Origin of the sequence: Pengzhenrongella frigida (assembly GCF_004168625.1) — a bacterium.
Lineage (GTDB): Bacteria > Actinomycetota > Actinomycetes > Actinomycetales > Cellulomonadaceae > Pengzhenrongella > Pengzhenrongella frigida.
Genome location: NZ_SDWW01000009.1, coordinates 1 through 14,606, shown reverse-complemented (window position 1 = coordinate 14,606; position 14,606 = coordinate 1). Strand labels below are relative to the sequence as shown.

Genomic DNA, 14,606 nt, shown 5'->3' with positions numbered 1-14,606 from the left:
CCTTCTCGTGGGGGAATATTCGGGAAACGTTCACACAGCGGCGCGTCACTCTAGACCGCAGCTGGCCGGTTGCACTACTTGCTCATGTGAAGGGGGGTGGGGCCCGGTCGGGTCCCACCCCCCTCACGCGCTCGAACTAGGTCAGCTCTTCGTGACCTCGTAGTAGAGCGGAACGCTGTTCCAGCCGAACTCGACGTTGTCGACCGTGGCGGCCGAACCGCCGGTCACGTTCGAGTACCACAGCGGGATGGCCGGGAGGTCCGTGAAGAGGATCTCCTGCGCCTGCTGGAAGAGCTTGTTGGCCTCGTCGACCGTGGCGGCCGTCGAGCCGTCGGCGAGCAGCGCGTCGAACTCGGGGTTCGTGTAGTCGCCGTCGTTCGAGCTGGCGTCGGTGGCGTAGATCGGGCCGAGGAAGTTGAACAGCCCCGGGTAGTCCGCCTGCCAGCCGGTGCGGAACGCACCCGTGATGGTCCGGTTGGTGACGTCGTCGCGGAACGACTTGAAGTCCGGGTACGGGTTGCCCTCGGACGCGATGCCGAGGGTGTTCTTGATGCTGTTGGTCACGGCGTCGACCCAGGCCTGGTGGCCACCATCGGCGTTGTAGCCGATGGTGAACGTGCCGGTGTACGGCGCGATCGCGTCAGCCTCGGCCCACAGGGCCTTGGCCTCGGTCTCGTTGTAGTCGAGAACCTCAGCACCGGGGATGGTGTCCGACCAGCCGGCGATGACCGGCGACGTGAAGTCGTTGGCCGGGGTGCGGGTGCCCTGGAAGATCGCGTCCGTGATCTCGGGGCGGTTGATGGCCATCGAGATCGCGGCGCGGCGGAGCGCACCCTCTTCACCCGAGAAGCCGGGCAGGTTCTGCGGGATGGTGAAGGACTGGAAGACGGCTGCCGGCTGGTTCACCGCGCGGTCGCCGAGCTCGTCCTCGAACGTGCCGAAGGCGCTGTCCGGGACGGCGTCGAGCACGTCGAGCTGGTCGGCGAGCAGGTCGTTGTACGCGGCCTCCTGGCTCGCGTAGAACGTGAACGTGACGCCGCCGTTCTTCGCGGTGCGGTCGCCCTCGTACGCCGGGTTCGGGATGAGGTCGATCCCGACGTTGTGCTGCCAGGCGCCTTCCTTGGCCAGCATGTACGGGCCGTTGCCGATCGGGTTCTCACCGAACGCGGCGATGTCCGTGAAGGCCACCTCCGGCAGCGGGAAGAACGCCGAGTAGCCGAGGCGCAGCGGGAAGTCGGCCCGCGGCTCCTTGAGCTTGACGGTGAAGGACGTGTCGTCGACCACGGCGAGACCCGTGAGAGCGGAGTCCTCGTCGTAGGAGAAGCCCTCGATGTCCTCGAAGAAGTAGCTTCCGAGCTGGGCGTTGCTCAGGAGAGCGGTGTAGTTCCAGGCGTCCACGAAGTTCTTCGCGATGACCGGCTCGTCGTTGGAGTACGTCAGACCGGACTTCAGCGTGATCGTGTAGTTCTGGGCGTCCGTGGTCTCGATCGACTCGGCGACCTCGTTGTGGGGCTCACCCGCGGCGTCGTAGTAGACCAGGCCGGCGAAGAGGAGGTCGACGACCTTGCCGCCACCCACCTCGTTGATGTTGCCCGGGACCAGGGGGTTCTGGGGCTCGCTGCTGTTCGCCGTCACGATGCCGGTCGAGGTTCCCTCGGCGGCGGCGGACGTGCTCTCGGTGTCGCTCGGCGTGCTGCTGCAGGCCGTGAGCACAAGTGCACCCACTGCAACTGAAGCCGCGAAGCCGGCGATGCGCCTGATCTTCAATGTTCCTCCTGAAAGGGATGGCGGCACGGGAAGCCACCAGGTACCGGGCCAGACCGAACCCGCCCGCGATAGCACCCACGCGCTCCATGGGTTGCGAAGAGGCTACCGAACGCCAACCGGACAAACTCCACGACTGCGGCGCCGTGCCGAATCGTTACACGATTGATACTGGTGAGTACCGTCCAGCATATGAGACAGCGCCGAACCTGTCTGCCGCTCGATCCCGTGATCCGTCTCCCGATCGCGGTCTGGTGTGTCCACGAATCGGACAGGATCGCCGCAGGATCGCTCCGGGTCTGATAGGGCGGTCGGTCCGTCCTGACCATGGAACGATGGTCGGCGTGCCTCCCCCCGTGACCGGCCACACCGTTCGGCCGCGCTCGGCGATCGCCGCAGCGGTCGGCTGGGGGCTCGTGACGCTCGGCTGGTCGTGGTTCGCGGTGCACGACGGCGGCCCGGTCGGCCTGGTCCGTCAGGTGCCGGGCCTGGTGCTCGCCGCGACGCTGGTCTACGCCGTGCTGGTGCGACCCTCCGTCGAGGTCTCCCCCACGGGTGTCGCGCTGCGCAACGTCGTGCGGGACGTCATGGTGCCCTGGGCGGCGCTCGCCGAGGTGCGCACGCGCTACGCGCTGACCCTCGTGACCACGGACGGGCGTCGCTTCACGGCCTGGGCGGCCCCGGCGTCCGGCCGGCACACCGACGCCCGGCTGACGCTCCGCGAGGTGCAGACGCTCGGTCTGGGCCCCGACGAGGTGCTCCCGACCGCGAGCGCCTCGAGCGCGAGCCAGTCCGGGGCGGTCGCTGCCTGGGTGCGGCGCGAATGGGGGCGTTCGGTCGAGACCGACGGCGCGCCGCTGTGCCCGACCGGCGGCGCACCGCAGTGCCCGCCCGGCGGCGCACCGCTGTGCCCGCCCGGCGGCGCGCCCGTGGTGCGTACGCGCCTGGCCCGCGGCGTGCTCGTCGTCGCGGGCGTGTCGGCGGCGCTCGTCGTGATGACCGCACTGGTGTGACCCCCGGCCCGCGAGCCAGGTTCGCGGGTGCTAGTCCTCGGCGTCGGCCCCGGCGGCCAGTGCGGCGGCACGACCCGCTCGACGGGTCTGCTGCTCGTCCGGGTCGGGAACGGGCGCAGCGGCGATGAGGCGGCGCGTGTAGGGCTCACGCGGGTGCAGCAGCACCTCCTCGCGGGTGCCGATCTCCGCGAGCTTCCCGCGGTGGAGCACCGCGACCCGGCTGGCGAGGATCTCGACCACCGCGAGGTCGTGGCTGATGAACAGGCACGCGAAGCCCTGCTCGCGCTGCAGCTCCTGGAACAGCTCGAGCACGTGCGCCTGGACGGAGACGTCGAGGGCGCTGGTCGGTTCGTCCGCCACCAGCAGGTCCGGCCCGAGCGACAGGGCCCGGGCGATCCCGACGCGCTGGCGCTGCCCGCCGGAGAGCTCGTGCGGGAAGCGGTTGCGGTACGCGTGCGGCAGCTGGACCTGGTCGAGCAGCGCCTCGACCCGGCGGTCGAGCGCGGCCTTGCGCAGCTTCTCGTGGATGAACAGGGGTTCGCCGATGGACTCCCCGATGGTCATCCGCGGGTTGAGGGAGGCGGCGGGGTCCTGGAACACGATCGCCGACCGGCGGCGCAGCGGACGCAGCTCGCGCCGGGACAGGCCGGCCACGTCGGTCCCGCCGATCGAGACCGAGCCGGACGCCACGGGCAGCAGGCCGACGACGGCGCGGCCGATCGTCGTCTTGCCCGACCCCGACTCCCCCACCAGGCCGAGGACCTCGCCGTGCGCGATCGAGAACGACACGTCGTCGACGGCGCGGAAGGCCGGCGTGCGCCCGCGGCTGGGGTACTCGAGCACGAGGTTGCGCAGGTCGAGCGCGGGGACGACCGGCGCGGGGGCGCGATCCTCGAGGCCCGCCGTCACGGCCGCCGTCCCCGGCGCGGGCTCGCGCACCACGAGCTGCCCGGCCGCGATCTGGGCACCGAGGTGCGGCACGGCCGCGAGCAGCTCTCGGGTGTACCCCTGCCGGGGGCTCGAGAAGACCTGCCGGATGGGGCCGGACTCGACCACCCGACCGTCCTTCATGACCACGACCGTGTCGGCCAGGTCCGCGACCACGCCCATGTCGTGGGTGATCAGCAGGATGGCCGAGTCGAGGCGGTGGTGCAGCGTGCGCAGCAGGTCGAGGATCTCCGCCTGGACGGTGACGTCGAGCGCGGTGGTCGGCTCGTCCGCGATGAGCAGCACGGGGTCGCACGCGATCGCCATCGCGATCATCACGCGCTGGCGCTGCCCGCCGGAGAGCTGGTGCGGGTAGCTGTCGTACCGGCCCTCGGGGTTGGGCAGGTCGACGAGCCGGAACAGCTCGATCGCGCGCTCGCGCGCCTGCGCCGGGGAGATGTTCTGGTGGCTGAGCAGCACCTCGGACACCTGGAACCCGTTGGTCAGCACGGGGTTCAGCGCCGTCATCGGCTCCTGGAAGATCAGCCCGACGTCGTTGCCGCGCACCGCGCGCAGCGCGGCCGGTCGGGCGCCGATCAGCTCGGTCCCCCGCAGCGTGGCCGAGCCCACGGTGCGGGAGTTCTTCGGCAGCAGCCCGAGGATCCCCATCGCGGAGACCGACTTGCCCGACCCGGACTCGCCGACGACGGCGAGCACCTCGCCGGGCTTGATCGTGAAGTCGACGTCGCGCGCCGCCATCACCCATTCGCCGTCGACCCGGAAGTCGACGCCGAGGCCGCGGACCTCGAGGATCGGCCCGGTGTCTTCGGGTGCGCGCCGCAGGTCGGGCGCCTGAGTCTCGATCGCCATCTTGGGCCTCCTAGGCCTTCACGCGGTCCTGGCGGGGGTCGAACGCGTCGCGCAGCCCGTCGCCGATGAAGTTGACGGCGAGTGCGATCGCGATGATGAACAGCCCGGGCCACCAGAACAGCCACGGCCGGGTCGTCATCGCCGACCGGTAGCTGTTGATCAGCTGACCGAGGGAGGTGTCGGGCGACTGGACGCCGAACCCGAGGAAGCTCAGCGCCGACTCGAGCAGGATCGCCGAGGAGATCGCCAGCGTCGCCGCCACGATGATCACCCCGATCGTGTTGGGCAGGATGTGCCGGAAGATGATCCGCCCGCTCGACGCGCCGACCGAGCGCGCCGCGTCGACGAACTCCTTCTCGCGCAGCGACAGGAACTCCCCGCGCACGATCCGCGCCAACCCGGTCCAGGTGACCAGACCGAGGAAGGCGCCGAGGATCCAGACCCCACCGAGCCCCTTGCTCGACACGGCGATGACCGCGGCGACGGCGAGCAGCGGGATGGTGATCATCACGTCGGTCAGCCGCATGAGCACGGCCTCGGTCCAGCCGCGGAAGTACCCGGCGCACGCGCCGATCACCGTGCCGATCACGGTCCCGACGATCCCGACGAGGAACGCGATGATCAGCGACTGCTGCGCGCCCTTCATCGTCAGGGCGAAGTAGTCGCGGCCGATGTTGTCCTGGCCGAACGGGTGCTCACCGAGGCTGGGCGGCCACACGGACAGCGTCGGCGCACCGGCGTCGACCAGCGGCATGGGGATCTTGAAGTCGAGCTTCCACCACCCGGGCACCGGGCCGAACCCGATCGAGCTGAACGCGAGCAGAATGATCGCGACCAGCACCACGAACCCGCTCATGGCGGCCCGGTGCTGGCGGAACCGGCGCATCACGGTCTGGGTCGAGCTGCGCGCGGCCACGGACTGCTGGGCGAGGACGTCGACCTCGGCGAGGTCGTCGTCGAGGGTCACCAGCGTCCCCATGGCGAGCTCGATCGCGGGCCCGTCGTCGGGCAGGTCGTTGCGCAGGTCGGTCATTGCCGTCCTTCGATCGTGAGCGTCATCGGAGCCGGATCCGGGGGTCCAGGTACGCGTAGGCGATGTCCGCCAGCATGTTGAAGAGCACCGTCGCCACGGCGGTCACGAGGAAGAACGCCATCACCGGGTTCGGGTCGATGTTGCTCAGCCCGCTGGTGAAGAGCTTGCCCATCCCCGACCAGCCGAACACCGTCTCGGTGACGACCGCGCCGCCGAGCACGCCGGCGAAGTCGAAGGCCACCAGGGTGGCGAGCGGGATGAGCGCGTTGCGGAACGTGTGCCGCACGACCACGGTGCGCTCGTTGAGGCCCTTGGCCCGCGCGGTGCGCACGTAGTCCTGATTCATCACGTCGAGCATGCTGGCCCGCGTGTACCGGGTGTAGCTGGCGAACGAGATGAGCATGATCGCCAGCGTCGGCAGCGCCAGGTGCAGCCCGAGGTCGAGGTTCGACTCCCAGAAGGTCCCGTTCAGGTTCGCCGTCTGCGAGCCCGTCGTCGCCATCGGGCGACCGCCCGTGGCCTTGAAGAGCGCCGGGTAGGCCCGCATGAGCTGGTCGACCGACATCAGGACGACGACGGACACCGCCGTCACCGCGGAGATCTGCATCGCGAGGCGTCGGGTGTGACCCCCGACGAGGTAGCCGATCCCCAGCCCGAGGGCGATGAGCACGAGCACGAGCGCCCCGAAGGTCAGCCACGTCATCTCGGCCATCAGGGGCTGGGCGAGCGCGACGACGATCGTGCCGGCGACCGCGGTGGCCAGGCTCGCGTACAGCACGGGCCGGGTGCGCGGCCGCAGTCCGGCGAAGAGCGCACTCCAGAGGAACGCCAGCACGAGCGCGGAGACGGCGATCCCGGCGATGCCCAGCGCGGGCCGGCGGAACCAGCCGACGTTGAGCAGCACGATCAGCGTGCCCGACGTCGCGGCCGCCGCCACCGCCGCCACGACGAGCCGCCGGCGCGCGTCCCCGCCGATCACGATGGTCCAGATCAGCCCGGCGACCAGGCCGAGCAGGCCGATCGAGGCGTAGGTCATCTGCGGGTCCTGCAACCACGTGTTCAGGTCGATCGCGATGTACTGCTTGAGCAGCGTCGAGACCCAGAACACCGGGAGCGAGAAGCACAGGAAGGCGATGAAGGTGACCGAGTAGTCGAAGGTGCTGTACTGCCGCAGCGCCGTCACGACGCCGGTCACGACGCCCAGCAGCAGGGCGAGCACGGTCGCGGCGATGACGAGCCGCATCGTGGAGCCGAGCGCCACGTCGAGCTGCGGAAGCACCGGTCGCAGCTTGCGGTCGAGGCCGAGCGTGCACTCGTCCCCGCCGGGGGCGACGCACGTGCCGACCTCCTGCAGCCAGAGCACGTAGCGACCGGGGATCGGCACGTCGAGGTTGAGGGCCGCGGTGCGCGCGGCGATCCGCGCCTCGCGGCCGGGCCCGTTGTACTCCAGCAGGTCCTTGAGCGGGTTGCCCGAGAGCGCGACCAGGACGTACATCAGCGCGGTCGAGGCAAGCACGATGAAGAACGAGACGACGGCGCGTCTGACGACGAAGACGAACATGCGTCTCCCAGCTCGAGGTGGACGAACGGCGACAGTGGACCAACACACTGGGCGGGTACCGACAGCGTCGGTACCCGCCCAGCACTGGTACTACTTACCTAGCGCGAGAGTAGCGCGCGGGGGGCGGCACGAGCGCCCAGGGCGGTGCTAGCTCAGCGACTTGGTCCAGGTCTCCGCGTTCCACGTGGAGCCGTACTGCGTCGGGTTGTAGCCCGGTCCGGAGACCTTCGACGAGTACGCCGTGACACCGGGATTGGCATAGAGGACGACGTTGTAGGGGTTGACCCACAGCTGCTCCTCCATCTCGGCCTTGAGCGGCTCCGCCTCCTCGTGGCTGGTGACCGCCACGATCTGCGACCACAGCTCGTCGACCTTGGCGTCGGAGTACCCGCCGAAGTTCTGACCGCCGCCGGTGACGTAGATCGACTGGCCGGAGGCGATGAGGCCCGAACCGGCCCAACCGAAGACCGCCGCGTCCCACTGGCCCGGGAGGGTCAGCGTCGTGAACAGGTCGGGGTCGGCCACGGCCGTGACGTTGAACCCGGCCTGGTCGCAGGACGCCTTGATGAGCGCGACCTGGTCGGCCCGCAGCGTGGACTGCGCGGAGAAGTTGAAGCGGATCGTCACCGGCAGGGTGGCGCCGGTACCGGTGAGCAGCGCCTTGGCGCCCTCGAGGTCGACCTCGGCGTAGTCCTTGGCGGTCGGGACGTCGGCGAGGACGTCCTCGTAGGCCGCCTGGGCGGGCAGGTACTCGCGCAGGTTGAGCACCTGGGCGTCCGGGTTGATCGGCGCGGCGAACTTGTCGACCAGCTCCTGGCGCGGCACGCACTTGAGGAACGCCTGGCGCACCGCGACGTCGGAGAACACACCGGTGCCCGAGGAGTCGAAGTCGATGTGGCTGAACGACAGGGCCTCACCGGTCTCGACCGTCGCGGCGTCACCGAGGTCGGCGAGCTGGGCGACCATGTCGCTCGTCGCGTTCGACGGGTCGAACTGGTCGATCTCACCGTTCTGCAGCGCCTGGACCATCTCGTTGGCGTCGATGGTCTTGAAGACGATGCTGTTGGTCTTCGCCGGCTCGCCCCACCACTTGTCGTTGGCGACGAGCGTCAGGGTGCCGTTGGACGCGTTGTCGTACTTGTACGGACCCGAGGTCGGGATGAGCGCCGCGTCGGGCAGCTCGGGAAGGTTCTCCTGGTAGGCCCAGCCCGCGCTCCAGAACTCCGCGACCGGCGTGAGCGCGGCCGTGTCGTCGCCCTGGATGGCGGCGACCAGCTCGGCGCCGTCACCGTCCGCGCTCAGCCCGCTCTGCTCGGCGGCGATGTGCGCCGGCATGAACCCGGTCGCGAGCACCTCCCAGTCGGCGTACGGGGTGGTGAAGGTCAGCGTGAAGGTCTTGTCGCCGGCCTCGCCCTCGGGCATGGTCACCTCGGCCCAGCCGTTGGTGCTCGCCGCGTGGAACAGGTCGAGGGGGTCGCCCGCCTCGTCCACCTCGCCGGACGGGTGCGTGCCCGAGAACGCGGCCCAGGTCAGCAGCGCGTCGTCGAAGTCGATCGGGGTGCCGTCCGACCAGACGGCGTCGTCCGCGAAGGTGTACTCGACCGTCAGCGGGTCGTCCGAGGTCTTCTCGTACGTTCCGAAGGCCTCGTTCGCGACGATGGTGCCGTCGGGCTGGATCTTGGTGAAGTTCTGCTGCGTGAGGTTGTCGACATAGGCGTTGTAGACGCTGTTGCTGATGTCCGTGTTCGCGTTGTAACCGTCCGGCGCCTGCTCGATGCCGATGGTGATCGTGTCCGCGAACTCGTCCGCGCTCGCGGCAGGCTCCTCGGTGCCAGCGCCTGCGGAGCCGCACGATGCCAGCAGGAGCGAGCCTGCTGCCACGGCCGAGATGGCGGTAAATCTACGTCGAAACGTCACTATTCCTCCAGGACAAGGATGAACTGTTAGCAAAACGCTAGTGAGCCGCGACGCGACAATTCGGACACCCGGGGCAGGCACACCAAATCGTTACCTGATCGAGACTGCGCAGATTTGCTGCCGAAATGACGAATTAATGACCGGAAACACCGCGGCCCGACCAACGAATGAACAGAGCCTCAGTACGGTTCGGACTCGCCGGGCTCGACATGGGTCGGGTCGAGGACGCGGCGCAGGAACTCGCGCGTGCGCTCCTCGGTCGGCGCCGAGATGACCTGCTCCGGCGGCCCCTGTTCGACGATCATCCCGTCGTCCATGAACACCACGCGGTGCGCGACCTCGCGGGCGAAGGCCATCTCGTGCGTGACGACGAGCATGGTCATGCCCTCGTCGGCGAGCCGCCGCATGACGGTCAGCACGTCCCCGACCAGCTCGGGGTCGAGGGCCGACGTCGGCTCGTCGAACAGCATGAGGTCAGGGTCCATGCTCAGCGCGCGGGCGATGGCGACCCGCTGCTGCTGTCCGCCGGAGAGCTGCGCCGGGAAGGCGTCCAGCTTGTCGTCGAGGTTGACCCGCGCGAGCGTCGAACGGGCGATCCGCTCCGCGTCGGCCCCCTTGCGCCCCAGCACCTTGTCCTGCGCGATCGTGCAGTTGCGCAGGACCGACAGGTGCGGGAACAGGTTGAACTGCTGGAACACCATGCCGACGTGCCGACGGACGAGGTCGATGTCGACGTCGGGATCGGTGACCTCCATCGCGCCGATGCGGATGGTGCCGGCGGTCGGCTGCTCGAGCAGGTTCACGCAGCGCAGCAGGGTGGACTTGCCCGACCCGGACGGGCCGATGATGCAGACCACCTCGCCGGGGTGGACCACCAGGTCGATCCCCTTGAGGACCTCGTGCGTGCCGAACGACTTGCGCAGCCCACGGATCTCGACGAGCGGCTCGCCCTCGACCGGGGCAGGGGTCAGTTCGCTGATTGCGGAGGTCACTGCGGTCACCGGGCCTTTGCTGAACGGGACTCGAGCCTGCGCACGAGGAACCCGAGCGGAATCGTGATGATGAGGTAGCACAGGCCCGCGAGGACCAGCGGGGTCAGGTTGGCCGTGTCCGACATGGCGGTCCGGCCGAATTTCGTCAGCTCGTACTCGCTGGTCGCCAGCCCGAGCAGGTAGATCAACGACGAGTCCTTGGTCAGCGCGATCAGCTCGTTGGTCAATGGCGGAAGAATGATCCGGAACGCCTGCGGGATGACGATCGAGATCATCGCGCGACCGGACGACATCCCCAGCGAGCGGGCCGCCTCCATCTGCCCCTTGGGCACGGCCTGGATACCGGCCCGGAGCGTCTCGGCGATGTAGGCCGCCCCCACGAGCCCGAGCGAGATCATCACGGTCATGTAGATGCCGAACCGGACCCCGAAGGCGAGCGGCAGGCCGAATCCGAAGGCGATGAACACCAGCAGGGCCGGGACGCCGCGGAAGAACTCGATGTACAGGTTCGCCAACCACCGGTAGGGCGCCACCGACGACAGCTTCATCAGGGCGAGCAGCAGGCCGAGGACCAGCGCGAACGAGAATCCGAGCGCGGTGTAGATCACCGTGTTGACCAGGGCCACCTGGATGATCTCGGGGAACTGCTCGGCCGCGATCTGGGGGTTCAGGAGACGGTCGCTGATCGTCTCCCAGTCGGCGACGAGCGCGAGGACGACGAGGACCACCACGAGCACGCCGTACTGCAGTCCGCGCACCGTTCTGGCGCGTTGGCGGCGAGTCAGGGCCACGTTCTTCTCCACATCTGGTGCGCGCGGCCGGTCGGGTTCCGACCGGCCGCGCGCACCGTCACATCAGGGGTGCTGCACGGGCAGACGACTCAGCTGCTGGCGGGAGCCGAGCCGAAGTACTTCGCATAGAGCGTGTCGTAGGTGCCGTCGCCCTTGATCCGCTCGAGGGTGCCGTTGACCGCCTCGAGCAGTGCCGTGCTGCCCAGCTTCACGCCGAGCCCGTACTGCTCACCGGTGTCGAACTCGGCGGACACCTTGACGTCGTCGTTCAGGCTGGCGAAGTCGAAGAGCACGCCGTTGTCGTTGATGGCGGCGTCGACCTGCCCGGTCTGCACGGCCGTCTGGAGCAGAGCCAGGTCCTCGAACTGGACCAGCTCGGCGCCCGGCGCGTTCTCCTGCGCGTAGATCTCCCCGGTCGTCGCGGCCTGCACGCCGAGCTTCTTGCCGTCCAGGTCGTCGAGCGACGCGATCGTCGAGTCCGACTTCACCATCAGGGCCTGCGTGGCGTCGAAGTAGGGGTCGGAGAAGTCCAGCGCCTGGGCGCGCTTCTCCGTGATGGTGATCCCGGCCGCCGCGATGTCGCACTTGCCGGTGTTGAGGTCCTCACCGCTCTGGGTGCCCTCGAACGGGGTGTCGACGACCTCCTGCTCGACGCCGAGGTCCTTCGCGATCTCGGCGACGATGTCGATGTCGAAGCCGGTGATCTCACCGCCCTCGCTGAACTCGAACGGCCGGTAGGGCAGCTGCGTGCACGTGGTGAGCTTTCCCTCCGAGATGAGGGGGACGCCTCCGGTGCCGGTCGCGGCCGTGTCGTCGCTGCTCGCGCAGGAACTCAGCGCGAGGGCGGCCACGGCGGTCACGACGATCAGGGTGCCAGTTCGACGGGTACGGATGCGCACGGTGCCTCCACATTGTCGTAGGTGCGTCCAACAGATGAACTTCGAACGTCCATTTGTTGTCACTGGGCCGGATCGTAGTGCGGAAATCGCCGTCGCGGCGGTCACGACCAGGAAATGACCGGGCATTTGGTGTGTCACGATGCGAGGTATGCGACTCGATCACGTCTCCTATGCTGCCGAACCCGACGGACTTCGCGCGACTGCGGCGCGGCTCGGAGCCGCGCTCGGGGTGGCTCCGGTCGACGGTGGGATGCACCCGCGCTTCGGTACCCGCAACGTCATCTTCCCGATCGCCGACGGCCGCTATGTGGAGGTCGTCGAGGTGCTCGACCACCCCGCGTCCGACAAGGCCCCGTTCGGGCAGGCCGTACGTGCGCGCTCCGCCGACGGCGGCGGATGGCTGTGCTGGGTCGTCGAGGTCAGCGACCTGGCACCGTTCGAGATGCGCATCGGCCACCAGTCGGACCCGGGCAACCGGCACCGGCCGGACGGGGTCGAGCTGCGGTGGCGGCAGATCGGGGTCAAGGGCCTGCTCGTCGACCCGCAGCTGCCGTACATGATCCATTGGGACACTCCCCGCGACCTGCACCCCTCCGCCGGCGGGTCCGCCGACGTCGTGCTCACCGGCCTGGAGATCGCCGGCGACCCCCAGCGCGTCCGCACCTGGCTGGGCCTCGCCGCCGACTACACGTCCGAGGCGCTGGACTTCACCTACGTGGCACCGCACGGCACCCCGGGCCTGCTCACGGTCACCTTCATGACCCCGACCGGCCCGGTCGAGATCTGAGCCACCCGCTGCCCTCCATGAACCCACCCGGACCGAAGGCCGAGCTCCAGCGGTATCTGCAGGAGGCCCGCGAGGCGCTCCTCCGCAAGCTCGAGGGCCTCCCCGAGTACGACGCCCGCCGCCCGCTGACCCCGACCGGCACGAACCTGCTCGGACTGGTCAAGCACGTGGCGAGCGTCGAGCTCGGGTACCTCGGCGAGACGTTCGGGCGCCCGTCGGGCGAGCCGCTGCCGTGGTTCGCCGACGACGCCGAGCCGAACGCGGACATGTGGGCCACCAGCGAGCAGTCGCGCGCCGACATCATCGAGCTGTACCGCCGCGCGTGGGCCCACTCCGATGCGACGATCGCGGCCCTCGACCTGGACGCCGTCGGGCAGGTGCCGTGGTGGCCGGCCGAGCGGAACGTGGTCACCCTGCACCGGGTCCTCGTGCACCTGATCGCGGAGACCAACCGGCACGCCGGACACGCGGACATCGTCCGCGAGCTGATCGACGGCGAGGTCGGGCTCCGCACGACCAACGACAACCTGCCGTCGGAAGACGAGTCCTGGTGGTCGGCCTACAACACCCGTCTCGAGCGTGCAGCCCGCGAAGGACGCACGTCGACATAGTCCCTCACGGTCGAGAGAGTCCTTCTGAACGCACTATGTCGACCCGGAAGGACGATTTCGAGCCGGGCCGGGGCCTGCCCGATCACAGGTCGTGCTCGGCGAGCTCCCGGAACTCGTCCGGCACGCCGGCTCCGGTGCGCCGCACCGCCGGCAGATAGCCCACCGCTTCGCCGCCGAACCGCGCCCGGATCGCGTCCATCGAGCCGTCCACCGCCCGTCGGGCCGCACCGGTCGCCGAGCCAGGACGCCACGGGTCGCTGGGCGCCAGGTCGAGCTCGGGCTGGATCGTCGTCTGGTCGGTGAGGTTCGACACCGACACGGCGAGCAGCGTGATCTCGGGCTCGTCGGGGCTGTCTGCGATCGCCGACCAGACGAGCCGCTCAGCGACCTCGGTCAGCGTGAGCGTGGCCGCATTCGGCTCGGCCAGGGTGTGCGACCGGGTCACCACGCGGATCCCGGCGAACCGCACCCGCACCGTCACGGTGCGCCCGGCCCGGTGTTTGGCCCGCAGACGCCGCGCGACCCGGTCGGCCAGGTGGGCGAGCACGGCTCGCACCTCCGCTGGCTCCGGGGTGCGCCGGCCGATGGCCGACTGCGCACCGACCGACCGCGCGCGATGGGACGTCGCGACGCGGCGGGGGTCGTCGTCGTGCGCCATGGCGCTGAGCTTGTGACCGACGGCGTAGCCGAGGATGTGCTCGACCGCCGACGACGGCGTCAACGCCAGCTCGCCGATGGTGCGCACCCCGAGGTCCGCGAGCCGCTTCTCGTTGACCGGACCGACGCCCCAGATGAGCCCGACCGGCAGCGGGTCCAGAAACTCCCGCTCCCTGCCGGGCTGCACGATGACGATCCCGTCCGGCTTCGCGACCTGGGACGCGATCTTGGCGAGGTGCTTGGTCCGGGCGGCGCCGACGGAGATCGGCAGCCCGATCTGGTCGCGGACCCGCTCTCGCACCATCGCGCCGATCTGTGCCGGCGAGCCGAACAGGTGCACCGAGCCGGAGACGTCGAGGAACGCCTCGTCGATCGAGATCCGTTCGACCAGTGGCGTGAAGTCCTCGAAGACCGCGATGACCGCGTCCCCGAGCCGTTGGTACTCGTCGAAGTGGCCCCGGACGAACCGCAGCTCGGGGCACAGCTTCGCCGCTCGCCAGCCCGCCATGCCGCCCTGCACCCCGAACGCCTTGGCCTCGTAGGAGGCCGCGAGCACCACCCCACCGCGAGGACCCCCACCGACGGCGACGGGTCGACCGCGCAACGTCGGGTCGAGCAGCTGCTCGACCGACGCGTAGAAGGCGTCGAGGTCGGCGTGCAGGATCGTCGGACCCTCGGAGGGCATGGATCCATACTACTCGAACACCTGTACTGTGTCGCTTAGCGTGGATATGGCACGCTCAAGATTGTCCGCTCAGGACCACAAAGACGGAGTTGCGGCAGC

At 69.4% G+C, this 14,606-nt stretch carries 12 protein-coding genes; 3 read left to right on the top strand and 9 right to left on the bottom strand.

Annotated elements, in window-relative coordinates; genetic code table 11:
• Positions 1-141: 141 nt before the first annotated feature.
• Entirely contained in the window at positions 142-1,767 is a 1,626-nt protein-coding gene (locus EUA98_RS05235) for a peptide ABC transporter substrate-binding protein (RefSeq protein WP_130101624.1), read from the bottom strand.
• A gap of 341 nt (positions 1,768-2,108) precedes the next feature.
• Here EUA98_RS05235 and EUA98_RS05230 point away from each other — a divergent pair, with 341 nt between their 5' ends.
• Complete coding sequence (locus EUA98_RS05230) at positions 2,109-2,777, top strand: PH domain-containing protein (protein ID WP_165372720.1); 669 nt, start codon at positions 2,109-2,111, stop codon at positions 2,775-2,777.
• A 30-nt stretch (positions 2,778-2,807) separates the two neighbouring features.
• Here the strand turns inward: EUA98_RS05230 and EUA98_RS05225 are convergent, their stop codons facing one another.
• The 7 genes from EUA98_RS05225 to EUA98_RS05195 all read right to left on the bottom strand — a co-directional run bounded on the left by EUA98_RS05225 (position 2,808) and on the right by EUA98_RS05195 (position 11,767).
• Entirely contained in the window at positions 2,808-4,574 is a 1,767-nt protein-coding gene (locus tag EUA98_RS05225) for an ABC transporter ATP-binding protein (RefSeq protein WP_130101622.1), read from the bottom strand.
• Positions 4,575-4,584: 10 nt separating this feature from the next.
• Positions 4,585-5,607 (bottom strand): ABC transporter permease, encoded by a 1,023-nt coding sequence (locus EUA98_RS05220; RefSeq protein ID WP_130101621.1) that lies wholly within the window; start codon positions 5,605-5,607, stop codon positions 4,585-4,587.
• A gap of 22 nt (positions 5,608-5,629) precedes the next feature.
• Positions 5,630-7,168 (bottom strand): ABC transporter permease, encoded by a 1,539-nt coding sequence (locus EUA98_RS05215; protein ID WP_130101620.1) that lies wholly within the window; start codon positions 7,166-7,168, stop codon positions 5,630-5,632.
• Positions 7,169-7,315: 147 nt separating this feature from the next.
• Positions 7,316-9,049 (bottom strand): ABC transporter family substrate-binding protein, encoded by a 1,734-nt coding sequence (locus EUA98_RS05210; RefSeq protein ID WP_165372719.1) that lies wholly within the window; start codon positions 9,047-9,049, stop codon positions 7,316-7,318.
• Positions 9,050-9,264: 215 nt separating this feature from the next.
• On the bottom strand, positions 9,265-10,077 hold the full coding sequence (locus tag EUA98_RS05205) for an amino acid ABC transporter ATP-binding protein (RefSeq protein WP_434063482.1): 813 nt from the start codon (positions 10,075-10,077) through the stop codon (positions 9,265-9,267).
• A gap of 5 nt (positions 10,078-10,082) precedes the next feature.
• The gene (locus tag EUA98_RS05200; RefSeq protein ID WP_130101618.1) at positions 10,083-10,868 is read right to left on the bottom strand and encodes an amino acid ABC transporter permease; all 786 of its coding nucleotides are present in this window, start codon (positions 10,866-10,868) and stop codon (positions 10,083-10,085) included.
• A gap of 89 nt (positions 10,869-10,957) precedes the next feature.
• Positions 10,958-11,767 carry a basic amino acid ABC transporter substrate-binding protein gene (locus EUA98_RS05195; protein WP_242511288.1) on the bottom strand — a complete coding sequence of 270 codons (810 nt, stop codon included), beginning with the start codon at positions 11,765-11,767 and terminating at the stop codon, positions 10,958-10,960.
• Positions 11,768-11,915: 148 nt separating this feature from the next.
• On the opposite strand from EUA98_RS05195, the gene EUA98_RS05190 reads away from it, so the two are divergent.
• Both EUA98_RS05190 and EUA98_RS05185 read left to right on the top strand, forming a co-directional pair.
• A complete protein-coding gene (locus EUA98_RS05190) occupies positions 11,916-12,554 on the top strand; it encodes a VOC family protein (protein ID WP_130101616.1) in 639 nt (212 codons plus the stop codon).
• 17 nt (positions 12,555-12,571) lie between these two features.
• Positions 12,572-13,165, top strand: a complete 594-nt coding sequence (locus tag EUA98_RS05185) for a DinB family protein (protein WP_130101615.1) — start codon at positions 12,572-12,574, stop codon at positions 13,163-13,165.
• An 82-nt stretch (positions 13,166-13,247) separates the two neighbouring features.
• Here EUA98_RS05185 and dinB read toward each other — a convergent pair whose 3' ends face one another.
• Positions 13,248-14,507, bottom strand: a complete 1,260-nt coding sequence (gene dinB / locus EUA98_RS05180) for a DNA polymerase IV (protein ID WP_130101614.1) — start codon at positions 14,505-14,507, stop codon at positions 13,248-13,250.
• Positions 14,508-14,606: the final 99 nt, after the last annotated feature.

Bases quoted from the DNA above. Each gene is read 5' to 3' on its own strand.
- dinB (WP_130101614.1), bottom strand. From the start codon at position 14,507: ATGCCCTCCGAGGGTCCGACGATCCTGCACGCCGACCTCGACGCCTTC.
- EUA98_RS05220 (WP_130101621.1), bottom strand. From the start codon at position 5,607: ATGACCGACCTGCGCAACGACCTGCCCGACGACGGGCCCGCGATCGAG.
- EUA98_RS05185 (WP_130101615.1), top strand. From the start codon at position 12,572: ATGAACCCACCCGGACCGAAGGCCGAGCTCCAGCGGTATCTGCAGGAG.
- EUA98_RS05215 (WP_130101620.1), bottom strand. From the start codon at position 7,168: ATGTTCGTCTTCGTCGTCAGACGCGCCGTCGTCTCGTTCTTCATCGTG.
- EUA98_RS05190 (WP_130101616.1), top strand. From the start codon at position 11,916: ATGCGACTCGATCACGTCTCCTATGCTGCCGAACCCGACGGACTTCGC.
- EUA98_RS05225 (WP_130101622.1), bottom strand. From the start codon at position 4,574: ATGGCGATCGAGACTCAGGCGCCCGACCTGCGGCGCGCACCCGAAGAC.